The 15,230-nt window shown below is 62.8% G+C and carries 13 protein-coding genes and 1 pseudogene; 11 read left to right on the forward strand and 3 right to left on the reverse strand.

What is annotated here, in order from left to right:
* Positions 1 to 293: 293 nt before the first annotated feature.
* Together NYR54_RS11605 and NYR54_RS11610 are read left to right on the forward strand one after the other, a co-directional pair.
* The gene (locus tag NYR54_RS11605) at positions 294 to 647 is read left to right on the forward strand and encodes an endonuclease domain-containing protein (RefSeq protein ID WP_261515826.1); all 354 of its coding nucleotides are present in this window, start codon (positions 294 to 296) and stop codon (positions 645 to 647) included.
* Between the two features lie 101 nt (positions 648 to 748).
* A complete protein-coding gene (locus tag NYR54_RS11610) occupies positions 749 to 2,362 on the forward strand; it encodes an ATP-binding protein (RefSeq protein ID WP_261515827.1) in 1,614 nt (537 codons plus the stop codon).
* 146 nt (positions 2,363 to 2,508) lie between these two features.
* On the opposite strand, the gene uvrA is transcribed toward NYR54_RS11610, so the two are convergent.
* Positions 2,509 to 5,433: an excinuclease ABC subunit UvrA gene (gene uvrA, locus NYR54_RS11615; protein WP_261515828.1), complete on the reverse strand. Its 2,925-nt coding sequence runs from the start codon at positions 5,431 to 5,433 to the stop codon at positions 2,509 to 2,511.
* Positions 5,434 to 6,308: 875 nt separating this feature from the next.
* On the opposite strand from uvrA, the gene NYR54_RS11620 reads away from it, so the two are divergent.
* From NYR54_RS11620 to NYR54_RS11630, 3 genes and pseudogenes are all read left to right on the forward strand, one after another.
* A complete protein-coding gene (locus tag NYR54_RS11620) occupies positions 6,309 to 6,788 on the forward strand; it encodes a single-stranded DNA-binding protein (RefSeq protein ID WP_279327510.1) in 480 nt (159 codons plus the stop codon).
* Between the two features lie 164 nt (positions 6,789 to 6,952).
* A pseudogene (locus NYR54_RS11625) lies at positions 6,953 to 7,381 on the forward strand (IS5 family transposase); the annotation flags it as partial.
* 246 nt (positions 7,382 to 7,627) lie between these two features.
* Complete coding sequence (locus NYR54_RS11630; RefSeq protein ID WP_261515830.1) at positions 7,628 to 8,035, forward strand: DUF4168 domain-containing protein; 408 nt, start codon at positions 7,628 to 7,630, stop codon at positions 8,033 to 8,035.
* Positions 8,036 to 8,390: 355 nt separating this feature from the next.
* Here the strand turns inward: NYR54_RS11630 and NYR54_RS11635 are convergent, their stop codons facing one another.
* Positions 8,391 to 9,023: a MarC family protein gene (locus NYR54_RS11635; RefSeq protein ID WP_261515831.1), complete on the reverse strand. Its 633-nt coding sequence runs from the start codon at positions 9,021 to 9,023 to the stop codon at positions 8,391 to 8,393.
* A 326-nt stretch (positions 9,024 to 9,349) separates the two neighbouring features.
* On the opposite strand from NYR54_RS11635, the gene gyrA reads away from it, so the two are divergent.
* Positions 9,350 to 12,121, forward strand: coding sequence for a DNA gyrase subunit A (gyrA, locus tag NYR54_RS11640; RefSeq protein WP_261515832.1), 2,772 nt, complete (start codon positions 9,350 to 9,352; stop codon positions 12,119 to 12,121).
* A 12-nt stretch (positions 12,122 to 12,133) separates the two neighbouring features.
* Here gyrA and NYR54_RS11645 read toward each other — a convergent pair whose 3' ends face one another.
* The gene (locus NYR54_RS11645) at positions 12,134 to 12,265 is read right to left on the reverse strand and encodes a hypothetical protein (protein WP_261515833.1); all 132 of its coding nucleotides are present in this window, start codon (positions 12,263 to 12,265) and stop codon (positions 12,134 to 12,136) included.
* Between the two features lie 289 nt (positions 12,266 to 12,554).
* Here NYR54_RS11645 and NYR54_RS11650 point away from each other — a divergent pair, with 289 nt between their 5' ends.
* The 5 genes from NYR54_RS11650 to NYR54_RS11670 are packed head-to-tail and all read left to right on the forward strand — an operon-like array spanning position 12,555 to position 15,223.
* Complete coding sequence (locus tag NYR54_RS11650) at positions 12,555 to 13,178, forward strand: LysE family translocator (protein WP_261515834.1); 624 nt, start codon at positions 12,555 to 12,557, stop codon at positions 13,176 to 13,178.
* A gap of 46 nt (positions 13,179 to 13,224) precedes the next feature.
* Positions 13,225 to 13,719 (forward strand): pantetheine-phosphate adenylyltransferase, encoded by a 495-nt coding sequence (gene coaD, locus NYR54_RS11655; RefSeq protein WP_261515835.1) that lies wholly within the window; start codon positions 13,225 to 13,227, stop codon positions 13,717 to 13,719.
* A gap of 32 nt (positions 13,720 to 13,751) precedes the next feature.
* Positions 13,752 to 14,336, forward strand: a complete 585-nt coding sequence (locus tag NYR54_RS11660) for a peptidylprolyl isomerase (protein ID WP_261515836.1) — start codon at positions 13,752 to 13,754, stop codon at positions 14,334 to 14,336.
* A 20-nt stretch (positions 14,337 to 14,356) separates the two neighbouring features.
* Entirely contained in the window at positions 14,357 to 14,830 is a 474-nt protein-coding gene (locus tag NYR54_RS11665) for a peptidylprolyl isomerase (protein ID WP_261515837.1), read from the forward strand.
* A gap of 3 nt (positions 14,831 to 14,833) precedes the next feature.
* The gene (locus NYR54_RS11670; protein ID WP_261515838.1) at positions 14,834 to 15,223 is read left to right on the forward strand and encodes a hypothetical protein; all 390 of its coding nucleotides are present in this window, start codon (positions 14,834 to 14,836) and stop codon (positions 15,221 to 15,223) included.
* Positions 15,224 to 15,230: the final 7 nt, after the last annotated feature.

The following is a 15,230-nucleotide window of genomic DNA, read 5'->3' on the forward strand; positions in this document are numbered from 1 at the left end:
GCTTCGCCAAGATGTTGATTTTGCTTTCTCCCCCGCAAAGGGGGGAGATAGGGCGCGCTGCGCTGTCGCCTCCGCAAATCGCAGCATCTGCGACTGGCAGCGAGGCCGATGCCGGCGTTATCTCCCCCCTTTGCGGGGGAGAAAGCGAATTCTTGGGTTTGGCGAAGCCAAGCCCTTAGAATTCGCAAGAGGGGGGATAATTCTGCCCCAAACACTCCCACCGGAACACGAATTCTTGGCCCTAGCCCCGCCAGGCATTAATCTTCCCGCAAGGGGAATGATCGGGGGGACTGATGCGCTACCAGCCGCCGGTGAGCCACCGTGCCCATGCGCGCGCCATGCGCAAGGACGCGACCAAGGCGGAAAACCTGCTCTGGCAGGCGCTGCGGCGCAGCCGGCTCGAGGGGCTGACCTTCCGCCGGCAATATCCGCTCGACGGCTACATTCTCGACTTCGTCTGCTTTCGCCCGAAGCTGATCGTTGAGGTGGATGGCGGGCAGCATGCGGAATCGGTGCGGGATCAAGTGCGCGACGCGCATTTTCGCGCAAGCGGCTTCAGGGTGCTCAGGTTCTGGAACGACGACGTGATCCGCAACATCGACGGAGTGTGCGCGGAGATATTGATGGCGGCGGGGAGGGGGAGGTGAGGATGTGATTGTCTGGATGCTGATCCACCGTCTGGCAAAGCTTGCTATTGGTTCGACCTTGCATCCTGTCCACTAACGAGTAGTAGGAGGAAAAAGATAATATGCCCAAGAGTTTCCAATTAAGTTTTCCACTCAAAGATGGAAGGGAATTCCGCAGGGAGCTGAATGTAGGAGAAATCCTCTTCATTCTCGGCGCTAACGGTACTGGGAAGTCCAGCCTGATATCGCGATTCTTCCAAGCCCACAGCCAGCATGCGAAGCGAATATCTGCCCACCGTCAAACGTGGTTCACCTCCGACGCCCTCGATATGACGCCGCAGTTGCGCGACAACCTCGAGCGGGACATCCGCTCTCAGGACCAGCAGCTATACGCTCGGTATCGGGAAGAATATGCGGCCCAGCGAGCGAGTGTCGCGATCTATGATCTGATTGATTCTGACATCATGTTGGAGCGTGAGATTGCTGCTCTAGTTCGGTCAGGGAATCCAGCAGGCGCCCAGGAGAAAGCCAGGATTCCCGGCCCAATCCAAGTGATCAATGAACTGATGCGACTTTCGAACATTCCAATCGAGATTAGCCTTGAAGAACGGCAGAAGGTCGTTGCCCGTCGCAATGGAGGAGCCGCCTACAGCGTTGCCGAATTGTCAGATGGGGAGAGAAATGCCTTCCTCATTGCAGCCAACGTTCTGACGGCAGCTCCGGAGAGCCTGGTGCTCATCGACGAGCCTGAGCGCCACTTGCATCGGGCGATCATTTCACCACTGCTGACGCTACTCTTTGAAAAGCGCCCTGACTGCGCTTTCATCATCTCTACCCATGAGCTAATGTTGCCTGTCGATAATCCTGGCTCGCAGACTCTCCTTGTCCGATCCTGTGTCTATAACGGCTCTCGGCCAGATTATTGGTCTGCGGATCTGTTAGAACCTAATGCCGCTGTCGATGACGAGTTGAAGCGGGATATTCTTGGAGCTAGGCAGAAGATCGTGTTCGTTGAAGGTACACCGCAAAGCCTAGACGCACCGCTCTACAGCCTGATTTTCCCTCAAGTCTCTATTGTTCCTAAGTCCAGCTGCAGGGATGTTGAACATGCCGTGCGTGGCCTGCGCGAAGCAAAGGACATCCATTGGGTGCATGCTTGGGGAATCGTTGATAACGATCGACGTTCAGCTGAGGACATAGCCCGCCTACAGGCATTGGGCGTTTATGTTCTTTCCCATTTTTCGGTTGAGGCGCTGTACTTCCATCCTGAGATGGTGCGGCGAATTGCCATGCGTCAAGCGGCCGTGACAGGGGAAGACTACCAAGAGCTTTTTGATCGCGCTGTCACTGGGGCGATCGAGGCCGTTACGGTGAGCCGAGAGCACCTGGTCCAGAACGCAGTTGAGCGTTTGGTTCGGCGGCAGATTTTCGATCATCTTCCTAACAAGGACGATATCCGTAACAAACCTACTGTCGAAATTCGGGTTGACGTTGATGCTATCCGGGCTGCGGAGATCACGGCAATTGATACACTGATCAAAGGACGCGACCTGGAAGGTCTTCTGCAACGGTACCCGTTGCGCGAGAGCGGTGCGCTAGCTCGCATTGTCAATGGTTTAGGACTTGCACGCCCCAAGTACGAGGCTGCGGTTCGAAAGTTGCTTCAGGAGGATCAGGACGCATTGACCTTCATGCGCACCTTGTTCGACGGACTCTATGAAGAAATCACAGGATAATGAACATCGTGCGCTCAACCAGTGGTTATCTACGCGCGCCCTGTCCCTGCGGCAATGAAAGCCCTAGCTTCGCTTAACGTCTGTTAATCGATCAACTACCGCACGAACTGTGCGTTCCTTGCGGCCTTAAACCTTCATTCGCAATGTTACTCCGCCGCTTCCCTCTTCCTCCCCGGCCTTCTCTCCAACAACTCCCGCAGGAACTTGCCGGTGTAGCTGCGCGGTTCGGCCATGACGTCGTCGATGGAGCCGGCGACGACGAGTTCGCCGCCGCCGTCGCCGCCCTCCGGCCCTAAGTCGAGAATCCAGTCGGCGGTCTTGATGACCTCCAGATTGTGCTCGATGACGACCACGGTGTTGCCCTGGTCGACCAGCTCGTGCAGGACTTCGAGCAGCTTGGCGACGTCGTGGAAGTGGAGGCCGGTGGTGGGCTCGTCGAGGATGTAGAGCGTGCGGCCGGTGGCCTTCTTCGACAGCTCCTTGGCGAGCTTGATGCGCTGCGCCTCGCCGCCTGAAAGCGTGGTGGCCTGCTGGCCGATATGGATGTAGCCGAGGCCGACGCGGGAGAGGGTGAGGAGCTTGTCGCGCACGGCGGGCACGGCGGAGAAGAACTCGACGCCCTCATCGACCGTCATTTCCAGCACGTCGGCGATCGACTTGCCCTTGAAGAGGACTTCCAGCGTTTCGCGATTGTAGCGCTTGCCGTGGCAGACGTCGCAGGTCACGTACACGTCCGGCAGGAAGTGCATCTCGATCTTGATGACGCCGTCGCCCTGGCAGGCCTCGCAGCGCCCGCCCTTGACGTTGAAGGAGAAGCGGCCGGGCTGGTAGCCGCGCGCCTTGGCTTCGGGCAGGCCCGCAAACCAGTCGCGGATCGGCGTGAAGGCGCCGGTGTAGGTGGCGGGATTGGAGCGCGGCGTGCGGCCGATGGGGGACTGGTCGATGTCGATGACCTTGTCGAGGAATTCGAGGCCCTCGATGCGGTCATGCTCGGCCGGGTGCTCCTTCGAGCCCATGATGCGGCGGGAGGCGGCCTTGTAGAGCGTTTCGATGAGGAAGGTGGACTTGCCGCCGCCCGACACGCCGGTGACGCAGGTGAAGGTGCCGAGCGGGATCTCGGCCGTGACGTTCTTGAGGTTGTTGCCGCGCGCGCCGACGACGCGGATGCGCCGCTTCTTCGAGATCTCGCGGCGGCGGGCGGGCATGGGGATGGAGAGCTCGCCGGTGAGATACTTGCCGGTGATGGAGGCGGGGTTCGCCATGATGTCCTGCGGCGTGCCCTCGGCGATGACGCGGCCGCCATGGACGCCCGCGGCGGGGCCGATGTCCACCACGTGGTCGGCGGAAAGGATGGCGTCCTCGTCGTGCTCGACCACGATGACCGTGTTGCCGAGGTCGCGCAGGTGCTTGAGCGTGGCAAGGAGCCGGTCGTTGTCGCGCTGGTGAAGGCCGATGGAGGGCTCGTCGAGCACGTAGAGCACGCCGGTCAGCCCCGAGCCGATCTGCGAGGCAAGGCGGATGCGCTGGCTCTCGCCGCCCGAAAGCGAGCCGGAATTGCGCGAGAGGGTGAGATAGTCGAGGCCGACGTCGTTGAGGAAGTTGAGGCGCTCGCGGATCTCCTTGAGGATGCGCGCGGCGATCTCGTTCTGCTTGTCGTTGAGTTTTTCGGGCAGCGCCTCGAACCAGGCGCCGGCCTTGCGGATCGACATTTCGGTGACTTCGCCGATGTGAAGACCGTCGATCTTGACGGCGAGCGCCTCTGGCTTCAGCCGATAGCCGTTGCAGGCCGGGCAGGGGTAGGACGACATGAAGCGCTCGATCTCCTCGCGCATCCAGGCCGATTCCGTCTCCTTCCAGCGGCGCTGCAGATTGTTGACGACGCCCTCGAAGGGTTTTGACGTGCGGTATGAGCGCAGGCCGTCATTGTAGTCGAAGGCGATCTTCTTCTCGCCCGTGCCGAAGAGGATGGCGTTCTTCGCCTCCTCGGACAGGTCCTTCCAGCGGTTGCCGACCTTGAAGCCGTATTCCTTGCCGAGGGCTTCCAGCGTCTGCAGGTAATAGGGCGAGGTGGACTTCGCCCAGGGGGCGATGGCGCCCTCGCGCAGGATGGCGTTCTCGTCCGGCACCACGAGGTCCGGGTCGATGGCGCGCTGGCTGCCGAGCCCGTCGCAGGCGGGGCAGGCGCCGGCGGGGTTGTTGAAGGAGAAGAGGCGCGGCTCTATCTCGGGGATGGTGAAGCCCGAGACCGGGCAGGCGAATTTTTCCGAGAAGACGATACGCTCGTGCGTTTCGTTCTTGGATTTGTTGGCGGCGCCCCCTTCGGCCGTCTGCTCGGGCGGCAGGGGCCGGTCGGCGAACTCGGCGATGGCGAGGCCGTCGGAGAGCTTGAGGCAGGTCTCGAGCGAGTCAGCAAGGCGCGTGGCGATGTCGGCACGGACCACGATGCGGTCCACCACCACGTCGATGTCGTGCTTGTATTTCTTGTCGAGCGCGGGGACGTCCGCGATCTCGTAGAACTGGCCGTCGACCTTGACGCGCTGGAAGCCCTTCTTCTGAAGCTCGGCGAGCTCCTTGCGGTATTCGCCCTTACGCCCGCGCACGATGGGGGCGAGGATGTAGAGGCGCGTGCCTTCCTCCAGCGCCAGCACCCGGTCCACCATCTGGCTCACCGTCTGGCTCTCGATCGGCAGGCCGGTGGCCGGCGAATAGGGCACGCCCACCCGCGCGAAGAGCAGGCGCATGTAGTCGTAGATCTCGGTGACCGTACCGACGGTGGAGCGCGGGTTCTTCGAGGTGGTCTTCTGCTCGATGGAGATGGCGGGCGACAGGCCATTGATCTGGTCGACGTCCGGCTTCTGCATCATCTCCAAGAACTGGCGCGCATAAGCCGACAGGCTTTCCACATAGCGCCGCTGGCCCTCGGCATAGATCGTGTCGAAGGCGAGCGACGACTTGCCGGAGCCCGAAAGCCCGGTCATGACGATCAGCTTCTCGCGCGGGAGATCGAGATCGACGTTCTTCAGATTGTGCTCGCGCGCGCCGCGAATGGAAATGAACTTGTGCTCGGGCATGCCCTGCCTTGTCTCAGTGGATCCGACACATACCAACAGGTGCGCCGGCCCTGCATATATGGGAGCGGTGCCGCGCGTGTCGAAGAGCTTGGACGTCTCCTGCCTTCAAAGAGGCGCTGGCGTCTTTTCCAGCTTTTTCGCCGCAAGGGCAAGCGAAAAGAACAAAGGCCGAACAACATCCTGACAGATCGTGCCGTTCCCAAGCGTCCTGGTAAGCGAACGGATTTCGCAGAAATGCGCGGCAGGGGTTGACGGCGGGCCCGGGTCGTCGCAGACTCTCTGTTGCCGAAAGGGCGGCTGGCGCCGGAACCGGCAGGCGAGGCGCGAGCGCCGCGGCAATTTGGAGCAACCGGCTCAAGGAGGGAGGCATGACTCCACCCGACAGTCCGAGCGGCTCCACCTCGGTGGAGCCACGGCCGGCTCGGGACTGAAACGGCAACCGCTCCGCGCGCACATGTCCGGCATGGCAAGGCGCGCTTTGGTCCGGAAAGTCCAGTCCGGCCGGATTTCGAAAAACCGGAAACTGCACCGGACGGTTCATGCCGTCCGTAAATGGCCGGTAATCCATTCCCGGCATTGACGATATAAGTCGAACCGGCCCTGCGCGCCCGGAGACAGAGCGGCGGCAGGGCCTCCTGTATGCCCGATATATGATTTCCGGGAGGCTCACCGAAGTTCACGGTTGCAGGCGAGGGCGCTCCATGCTAGAACAAAATGAGAACAAATGAGCTGTGGACGGCCGATGGCTTTGAGCTCTGGCGGAAGGCGCGGCGGGTGCATATGGGGTATGGTCGACGGTCAGGCGGAGATGTGCTGCTCTCCTTTTCGGGAAACGGCAGCTCCGGGACGGTGACCGACACGAGTGGAGTGATGTGATGGCGGGCAGCGTAAACAAGGTCATTCTGGTGGGCAATCTGGGCGCCGATCCGGAGATCCGGCGGCTGCCTTCCGGCGACCCGGTGGCCAATCTCAGGATTGCGACCTCGGAGACCTGGCGCGACCGCAATACGGGCGAACGCCGCGAGCGCACCGAGTGGCACAATGTGGTGATCTTCAACGACAATCTGGCGAAGGTTGCTGAGCAGTATCTGAAGAAGGGAATGAAGGTCTATATCGAGGGCCAGCTCCAGACGCGCAAATGGCAGGACCAGTCCGGCCAGGACCGCTACACGACAGAGGTTGTGCTGCAGAAGTATCGCGGGGAGCTGCAGATGCTCGATTCACGCGGGCAGGGCGGCGAGAACCAGATCGGCTATGGCATCGGCCGCGGCGATTTCGGCCAGTCCGGACCGGCGGAGAATCCCGGCGGTGGCGGAGGTTATTCGCGCGAGCTGGACGACGAGATTCCATTCTAGGCAGGAGGCTGGGCGAGCGGACACTCAGGCTCTGCGGCGGCCGCAACAGTCGGTGAGACGGATTTGCAAAATGGCCTCGATCGGCATCGGCGGGTGGCCGGCGCGTTTCGCGCCGGCAAAATAGGTGTTGGATCAAGATAGGCGCGCGTGGATGACCGACGAGTGATCAGCGGCAGGCGATCGGCAGATTGCGCGGCGGCTACACCACCAAGATCCAGGCCCTGACCGATGAGCTTTGCAGGCCAATCTTCTTCTTCTGACCGAAGGCCACATCGCCGACTGCAAAGCTGGCGAAGTGCTCATCCAGCAGCTGATGCCGCCGACATCTCTTCTGAATGCCGACAAAGGGTATGATAGCGACGCCATCCGTCGTCAGGTCAAGGAGCGCGGCGCCTTCGCAAACATACCGCTGAAGGCAAACCGGAAGTGGAAGAACTGCTTCTCGCCCTATTTTCTACCGCGACCGCAACGCCATCGAGCGCATGTTCTGCCGCCTCAAGGACTTCCGACGCATCGGCACCCGCTATGACAGGCTTGCCACGAACTTTCTGGACGCCGTCTGCATCGCAGCAACCGTGAGCTACTGGTTATGAGTCTGGGCCCTAAAGGGCCTGCGTGACGGGTGAACTGACCTCTGAAAGCTGTGTCCAACTTTATGGGGGTCGGTCACGGTCGGTCAGGCTTCATTACCGGGGTTAACCGGAAATGATGGCCGGTGCGCCGGATTTGGCCATAACGGCCGCATTCATCCCCGATGGTAGCACTTCCGCCCGGTTGGCAAGGTCCGCCGGCGGCGCGGTTCGGGATTCGCCCGGCCGTTGAGACAAGAGCTTCAGAGGATGAAGACCATGATCGTGAACCGCTCGAAAACCTTGGCTGCCGTGGCGGCCCTGTGTGCAGGCATTGCCTTCGCTCCCAATGTGCTGGCTCAGGGCTCCGAGCAGCCCGCGACGCCGGCCCCCGCCATCGAGGCGCCCGCCGTTCCCGACGAGAAGCTGAACTCCTTCGCCGTGGCTTTCCTCGAGGTGGAAAAGATCAAGCAGGAGTATACGCAGCGGCTTCAACAGGCCGGTTCCGAGGCCGAGCAGCAGCAGATCCAGAACGAGGCCGGTCAAAAGATGCTGCAGGCGGTGGAAGCGACCGAGGGCATCACGGTCGATGAGTACAACCAGATCATCCAGTCGGCGCAGGCCGATCCCGACCTGGCGCAGAGACTGTCGAACGCGATCGGCGCGGCAAACCAGTAATCGTTTAAAGCCCGGCGCGATCGTGGTGCCGGATGCTCAGCCGGCAGCGGCAGGTGTGCTCATCCCAACTGGCGGCGTTGCACGACAAATGTCAGGGCGCGCCGGGAAGGAGGTAAGGGAAGGCGGTCCGCCTCGCCGGGAAGTCGTTCGCTGCAATCCCGGACTCATCGAATCATCCGACCACCTCCCACCGTCATCCCGGGCGAGCGTAGCGAGACCCGGGACCCAGAGAGGCGGTGGAGATGCGCTGCTGGGTCCCGGACAGCCGCTGCGCGGCTCCGGGATGACGGTGGAGGATGCAGGCTTCCAGGATGCGTTCGCCCACTTGAGCGCCTTGCGGCGCGGGGCGGGCTGCTCACCCGGCGTTGACGAGCGCGCGCGTTCCGTCGGCGACGAACTGCACGGCGAGCGCGGCCAGAAGCACGCCGAGAAGGCGGGTGAGGATGGAGCGGCCCGTCTCGCCGAGAAAGCGCTCGATGCGCTCGGCGAGCACGAAGACGGCGTAGGTGACTGCAATGACCGCGGCGATGATGAGGGTGAGTGCCACAAGGCTTGCCGCCCCGGCGAAGCTGCCTGACAGGAGCACCGTGGCCGATATCGCGCCGGGACCGGCGATCAGGGGAATGGCCAGGGGAAAGGTTGCGACATCGGCGATCATGTCGCGCGTCGTTGCCCGCTCCGCGCTTCTTTCATGGCGTTCCTGCCGCCGCTCGAAGATCATTTCGAAGGCGATGTAGAACAGGAGCAGGCCGCCGGCCACGCGGAAGGCCGGGAGCGTGATGCCAAGAAGGCCCAGGATCGCGCTGCCCGCCAGCGCGAAAAGAACAAGCACGCCGAGACCGATGAGGCTGGCCCGAACCGCCACCTGGTTGCGCTCCGCCCGCCCCATGCCCGCCGTCAGCGCCAGAAACAGCGGGGCTAGGCCGAACGGGTCCACCGTCACCAGAAGCGTGACGAAGGCGTTCAGGAGCGCGTCGAATCCCGGCATTGGTTTTTCTCCCGTTTGCCGATCCCTAGCACGCAGACGGATTAAGCCATAGTCACCGCCAGGCGGCGCAGGATCGCAGCCCGCCGATGGGCCGTATCGGGACAGGGCAGAACGGGGCGCGAATGGCGCGCGGCACGCTGAGGTGCCTGTTAGCCGCTCTTTGCGGCGGCATATGGCCGCTCTCATGCTGCAATTGCGAAAAAGGGGCTTATCCTTTTGATTTCCGTTCCAATTTCGACGGTGGAATGCGCATGGGCGCATTGGAGTTTCCGCGCCGCTTCCTATATAAGGGGCACATGATTCTCTCAAAAAAGATGTGATCTGTTTTGACTGACCAGACCACGCCGGAACCCGGCGGCCCCGACGACATCGAGCCCATCTCGATCATCGAGGAAATGCAGCAGTCCTACCTCGCTTACGCGATGAGCGTAATCGTGAGCAGGGCGCTGCCGGACGTGCGCGACGGGCTGAAGCCCGTGCATCGGCGCATTCTCTATGCCTCGCACGAGAGCGGCTATCACTGGAACCGCAAATATGTGAAATCGGCCCGCCCCGTGGCCGACGTGATGGGTAACTACCATCCGCACGGCGACGCTGCCATCTATGACGCGCTGGTGCGCATGGCGCAGGACTGGTCCATGCGCCTGCCGCTCATCGACGGGCAGGGCAATTTCGGCTCCATCGACGGCGATCCGCCGGCGGCCATGCGCTACACCGAGGCGCGGCTGACCAAGGCGGCGCACGAGCTGCTCGAGGACATCGACAAGGAGACGGTCAACTGGCGCGACACCTATGACGGCGCCAAGCAGGAGCCGGAGGTTCTGCCTGCCAGGTTCCCCAATCTGCTCGTCAACGGCTCGGGCGGCATCGCCGTCGGCATGGCCACCAACATTCCGCCGCACAACCTGTCCGAGGTGATCGAGGGCTGCGTGGCGCTGATCGACAATCCGGCGCTGGAGCTTTCGCAGCTTCTGGAGATCATTCCCGGGCCGGACTTCCCGACCGGCGGGATCATCCTCGGCCGTTCCGGCATTCACAGCGCCTATTCCACCGGGCGCGGCGCGATCATCATGCGCGGCAGAGCATCGGTGGAGCGCGTGCGCGGCGACCGCGAGGCGATCATCGTCACCGAGGTGCCCTATCAGGTCAACAAGGCCCAGATGATCGAGAAGATGGCCGAGCTCGTGCGCGACAAGCGCATCGAGGGCATCTCCGACATCCGCGACGAGAGCGACCGGCAGGGCTACCGCGTCGTCATTGAGCTGAAGCGGGATGCCAATGCGGAGGTGATCCTCAACCAGCTCTACCGCTTCACGCCGCTACAGAGCACCTTCGGCGCCAACATGGTGGCGCTCAATGGCGGCAAGCCGGAGCAGCTGATGCTCATCGACATGCTCAAGGCCTTCATCGCCTTCCGTGAGGAGGTGGTGAGCCGGCGCACGAAATATCTGTTGCGCAAGGCGCGCGAGCGGGCGCATGTGCTGGTGGGCCTTGCGATCGCGGTGGCGAATATCGACGAGGTGATCCGGCTGATCCGCCATGCGCCCGATCCGCAGAGCGCGCGCGAACAGCTCATGGAGCGGCGCTGGCCGGCGCGCGACGTGGAAGCGCTGATCACGCTGATTGCCGACCCGCGCCACAGGATCAACGAGGACGGCACCTACAATCTCTCTGAGGAGCAGGCGCGCGCCATTCTCGACCTGCGCCTGCAGAGGCTCACCGCTCTCGGGCGCGACGAAATCTCGGACGAGCTGAACAAGATCGGAGAGGAGATACAGGACTATCTCGACATCCTGTCCTCGCGCGCGCGCATTCTGGGCATCGTCAAGGACGAGCTGATCGCCGTTCGCGACGAATTCGGCACGCCCCGGCGCACCGAGATCGTGGACGGCGGCGCGGACATGGAGGATGAGGACCTTATCCAGCGCGAGGATATGGTCGTCACCGTCACCCACAAGGGCTACATCAAGCGGGTGCCGCTTTCCATTTACCGGGCGCAGGCGCGTGGCGGCAAGGGCCGCTCGGGCATGTCGACCAAGGACGAGGATTTCGTCACCGGGCTTTTCGTGGCGAGCACCCATACGCCGATCCTCTTCTTCTCCTCGCGCGGCATCGTTTACAAGGAGAAGGTGTGGCGGCTGCCGGTGGGCACGCCGCAATCGGTGGGCAAGTTCCTGCGCAACATGCTGCCGCTGGAGGAGGGGGAGCGCATCACCTCCATCATGCCCCTGCCGGAGGACGAGGAGAGCTGGGATCAGCTTCACGTCATGTTCGCCACCACGCGGGGCACGGTGCGGCGCAACAAGCTGTCGGATTTCGTGCAGGTGAACCGCAACGGCAAGATCGCCATGAAGCTCGATGCGGGGGACGAGATCCTGGCGGTCTACACCTGCACTGAAGATGACGACGTGCTGCTGACGGCGGCGTCCGGCCAGTGCATCCGCTTCCCCGTGACGGATGTGCGCGTCTTCGCCGGGCGCAGCTCGGTAGGCGTGCGCGGCATCAGCCTGGCAGAGGGCGACCGCGTCATTTCCATGGCCATTCTCGGCCATGTGGAGGCCACTCCGGCTGAGCGCGCGGCCTATCTGAAGCAGGCGACGGCCGAGCGCCGGCTTGCCAATGGCGGCGAGGAAGAGGAGATCACGCTGACCAATGAGGATATCGGCGAGGAGACCGTACTCCCGCCCGAGCGCTACGAGGAGCTGAAGCGGCGCGAGCAGTTCGTGCTGACCGTCAGCGAATACGGCTACGGGAAGCGCTCCTCCTCCTACGATTTCCGCCTGACGGGGCGCGGCGGCAAGGGCATCCGCGCAACGGACGTATCCAAGCGCGACGAGATCGGCGCGCTGGTGGCCGCTTTCCCTGTGGCGCACGACGATCAGATCATGCTGGTCACCAATGGCGGGCAGATCATTCGCGTGCCGGTGTCGGGCATCCGCATCGCAAGCCGCGCCACCAAGGGCGTGACCATCTTCAACACGGCCGAGGGTGAGCGCGTGGTTTCGGTGGAGCGCATTTCCGAGCCGCAAAACGGCGAAGGCAACGGCGCGGAAGATGAGGCTTCGTCACCGGTCAACGAGGGAAGCGGCGGCGTATAACCTGCTGCTATCCTATCGGCGGGGGAAATGATCCCGGCGTGTGCGGGCTTCCAGCCTCACGCGCTGGGCTTCCTGATGAAGGCCGAACGCGGTGGCGATCAGCATTGCGAAGGTCATGGCGGCTGCGAGTGTGAAGATCAGCATTGGTTTGCCTCCTTGTCGCAATAACGAGCCAGCGCGTCCTTGGTTTCATCGCCGCTCTTGATGTTCACTGTGACCTATCGCGCCGCAACCGGCGCTGAACGCCGCGTTCAACTTGCGTTCATCCGGCCCGGGCTCGTCTCTTGTGTTTGAAGGCCGGCTGTGGCTTCGTAGCGGAGCGGTTCCAGGACAGGCGGTTGCCCGCTTTCCGTCCGGAGTTGCGAAGAATGATGGCCAGATCGTTCCGGCGTTCTCCCGAGCCGCGGAACGATCCGGTGCCGAAACGGGGAAGATGCCGATGCCCGAATATGCTGCGCTCGTATCCTACGTCATTGCCTGCTTTGCGATCGTGATCGTGCCCGGACCGTCGGTGACGGTCATCGTGGCCAATGCCATGCGCCATGGCGCCCGGGCAGGTCTTCTCAACGTTCTGGGAACGCAGATCGGCCTGGTTCTGATGATCGGCGTGCTCGCCTTCGGCATGGCGGCAGTGGTGAGCGCCATGGGCAGCATTTTCGAGATCCTGCGGTTCCTGGGAGCGGCCTATCTCGTCTGGCTCGGCATCCGCATGTGGCGTTCGGACGGCAGGCTTGTCGAAGACAAGGAGGCGAATATGCCGGCAAGCCGCTCCTTTGTCCTGCAGGGATTCATCGTAATCTGGTCGAATCCCAAGGCGCTTCTCTTTTTCGGTGCCTTCATTCCCCAATTCGTTGATCCGGCGGGCGATCCGGTCCGGCAGACCCTGCTTCTGGGTGTGATCTTCATGGCGGTGGCGACGCTGTTCGATTCGCTCTACGCGCTCGCCGCCGGGGGAGCGGGCGCCAGGCTGACGCGCGCGCGGATGCGCCTTGCCGAACGCATCTCCGGAACCTGCCTGATTGGCGGCGGCCTGTGGCTGGCGCTTTCGCGGCGGTAGGTGAATTGCCATCCTCCGCGAGGCGCGATAAAGCTCGGACATGACAATGCGCACGGCCTTTTACGCCGGGTCCTTCGACCCGCTTACCAACGGTCATCTGGACGTTCTGCGGGGCGCACTGACGGTGGCCGATACGGTGGTGGTGGGCATCGGCATCCATCCGGGCAAGAAGCCGCTTTTCACCTATGAGGAGCGCGTGTCGCTGATCGAGCGCTGGGCGGAGGCGGAGCTTGGCGTGGATGCCGCCCGCATCCGGGTCGTGGCTTTCGACAATCTGGTGGTGGATGCCGCACGTGCCCATGGGGCCTCGATCATGATCCGGGGCCTGCGCGACGGTACCGATCTCGACTACGAGATGCAGATGGCCGGCATGAACGAGACCATGGCGCCGGACCTGCAGACCGTTTTTCTGCCGGCGAGCCCCTCCGTGCGCACGATTACGGCCACACTCGTGCGGCAGATCGCCTCCATGGGCGGGGACGTGAGTCCCTTCGTGCCGGCCGTCGTGGCCGACGCGCTGAAGGCGAAGTTCGCCGCCTGAAACGGACACGGACACAACCGGAGAGTTACCTCATGCGCTTTTCTTCCTTCGCCGCATCCCTTTGTCTTGCCGCATGCATCGCGCTTGGCGCCGCGGAAGGGCAGGCCGCAGAGCCGGAAAACACGTTGGTGATCGAGCTTGAAAGCGGGAAGGTGGAAATAGGATTGAGGCCGGATCTGGCGCCCCAGCATGTGGAGCGCATCAAGCAGCTTGCCCGGGACGGAGCCTATGACAATGTGGCCTTTCACCGGGTGATCGACGGCTTCATGGCGCAGACGGGCGACGTGCAGTACGGCGATATGGAAGACGGCTACAACCCGCAGCGCGCGGGGACCGGGGGCTCGCATCTGCCTGATCTGCCGGCCGAGTTTTCCGACGAGCCTTTCGAGCGCGGCACGGTCGGCATGGCCCGCGCGCAGGACCCGAACTCGGCCAATTCCCAGTTCTTCATCATGTTCGCGCCGGCACCCCACCTGAACGGAGGCTACACGGTGGTCGGCCAAGTGGAATCCGGCATGGAATATGTGGATCAGATCAAGAAGGGCAATCCGGCCGCCAATGGTATGGTTCAGGACCCCGACCGCATGCTGCGCGTTTACATCGCCGCCGACGAATAACAACCTGGAAAGGGCACGAAATGGCCGAGATCAAAGACCCCGAGAACACGATTCTCATGGAGACCACCAAGGGAAGTGTGGTGATCGAGCTCTTTCCCGACAAGGCGCCCGCCCATGCGGCCCGCATCAAGGAACTCGCGCGCGAGGGCTTTTATGACGGGGTCGTCTTCCACCGAGTGATCGAGGGTTTCATGGCGCAGACGGGCGATCCGACCGGTACGGGTACCGGCGGCTCCGACAAGCCGGATCTGAAAGCGGAGTTTTCGGATCTGCCGCACCTGCGCGGCACCTGCTCCATGGCCCGCACCCAGAATCCGAACTCGGCCAATTCGCAGTTTTTCATCTGCTTCGATGATGCGCCCTGGCTCGACCGGCAGTATTCGGTCTGGGGCCGCGTGATCGAAGGAATGGAAAACATCGACCGCATCAAGCGCGGGGAGCCGGTGCGCGACCCGGACAGGATCATCTCCATGAAGGTGGCGGCCGACGTCTGAACCATGAAGCGTTTCGCCGCCGCATTCCTTCTGTTGTCTCTTGGCTCGCTGCCCGCCTTCGCCTCCGGCACGGTCGAGTGCGCCTCCGCGGATGAGGGCGCGCGGCTGAGCCTCACCATCGGCAGCCTTCCGGTATTGGCGGTGGTTGGCGCCGAGATCGAGGCGGGCGGCAGGAGCCTGGGGCTCAACCGGGAAGGGGACGAGGTGATGGCTGTCGGGCAGGCTTTTGCCACGGAAGACGAGATGCGGGTCGATTTCACCGATCCGAATGTCGAACGCGTGTTGGCGGAGCTTCGCCTTTTTTCCGCGACGGAAGGCAGAGACATGGCAATGGCCGGGACCCTGAAAATTCCCGGCGCGGGCGCCTGGGCTCTGATCTGCTCCGGGCCATAGGGCAAGC

Origin of the sequence: Chelativorans petroleitrophicus, assembly GCF_025398195.1 — a bacterium.
GTDB lineage: Bacteria > Pseudomonadota > Alphaproteobacteria > Rhizobiales > Rhizobiaceae > Chelativorans > Chelativorans petroleitrophicus.

Excerpts from the sequence above, each read along its gene's own strand:
- uvrA (WP_261515828.1), bottom strand. The coding sequence starts at position 5,433 with ATGCCCGAGCACAAGTTCATTTCCATTCGCGGCGCGCGCGAGCACAAT.
- NYR54_RS11670 (WP_261515838.1), top strand. The coding sequence starts at position 14,834 with ATGAAGCGTTTCGCCGCCGCATTCCTTCTGTTGTCTCTTGGCTCGCTG.
- NYR54_RS11610 (WP_261515827.1), top strand. The coding sequence starts at position 749 with ATGCCCAAGAGTTTCCAATTAAGTTTTCCACTCAAAGATGGAAGGGAA.
- NYR54_RS11635 (WP_261515831.1), bottom strand. The coding sequence starts at position 9,023 with ATGCCGGGATTCGACGCGCTCCTGAACGCCTTCGTCACGCTTCTGGTG.
- NYR54_RS11630 (WP_261515830.1), top strand. The coding sequence starts at position 7,628 with ATGAAGACCATGATCGTGAACCGCTCGAAAACCTTGGCTGCCGTGGCG.
- NYR54_RS11620 (WP_279327510.1), top strand. The coding sequence starts at position 6,309 with ATGGCGGGCAGCGTAAACAAGGTCATTCTGGTGGGCAATCTGGGCGCC.
- NYR54_RS11650 (WP_261515834.1), top strand. The coding sequence starts at position 12,555 with ATGCCGATGCCCGAATATGCTGCGCTCGTATCCTACGTCATTGCCTGC.
- NYR54_RS11645 (WP_261515833.1), bottom strand. The coding sequence starts at position 12,265 with ATGCTGATCTTCACACTCGCAGCCGCCATGACCTTCGCAATGCTGATC.
- NYR54_RS11605 (WP_261515826.1), top strand. The coding sequence starts at position 294 with ATGCGCTACCAGCCGCCGGTGAGCCACCGTGCCCATGCGCGCGCCATG.
- NYR54_RS11660 (WP_261515836.1), top strand. The coding sequence starts at position 13,752 with ATGCGCTTTTCTTCCTTCGCCGCATCCCTTTGTCTTGCCGCATGCATC.
- NYR54_RS11665 (WP_261515837.1), top strand. The coding sequence starts at position 14,357 with ATGGCCGAGATCAAAGACCCCGAGAACACGATTCTCATGGAGACCACC.
- coaD (WP_261515835.1), top strand. The coding sequence starts at position 13,225 with ATGCGCACGGCCTTTTACGCCGGGTCCTTCGACCCGCTTACCAACGGT.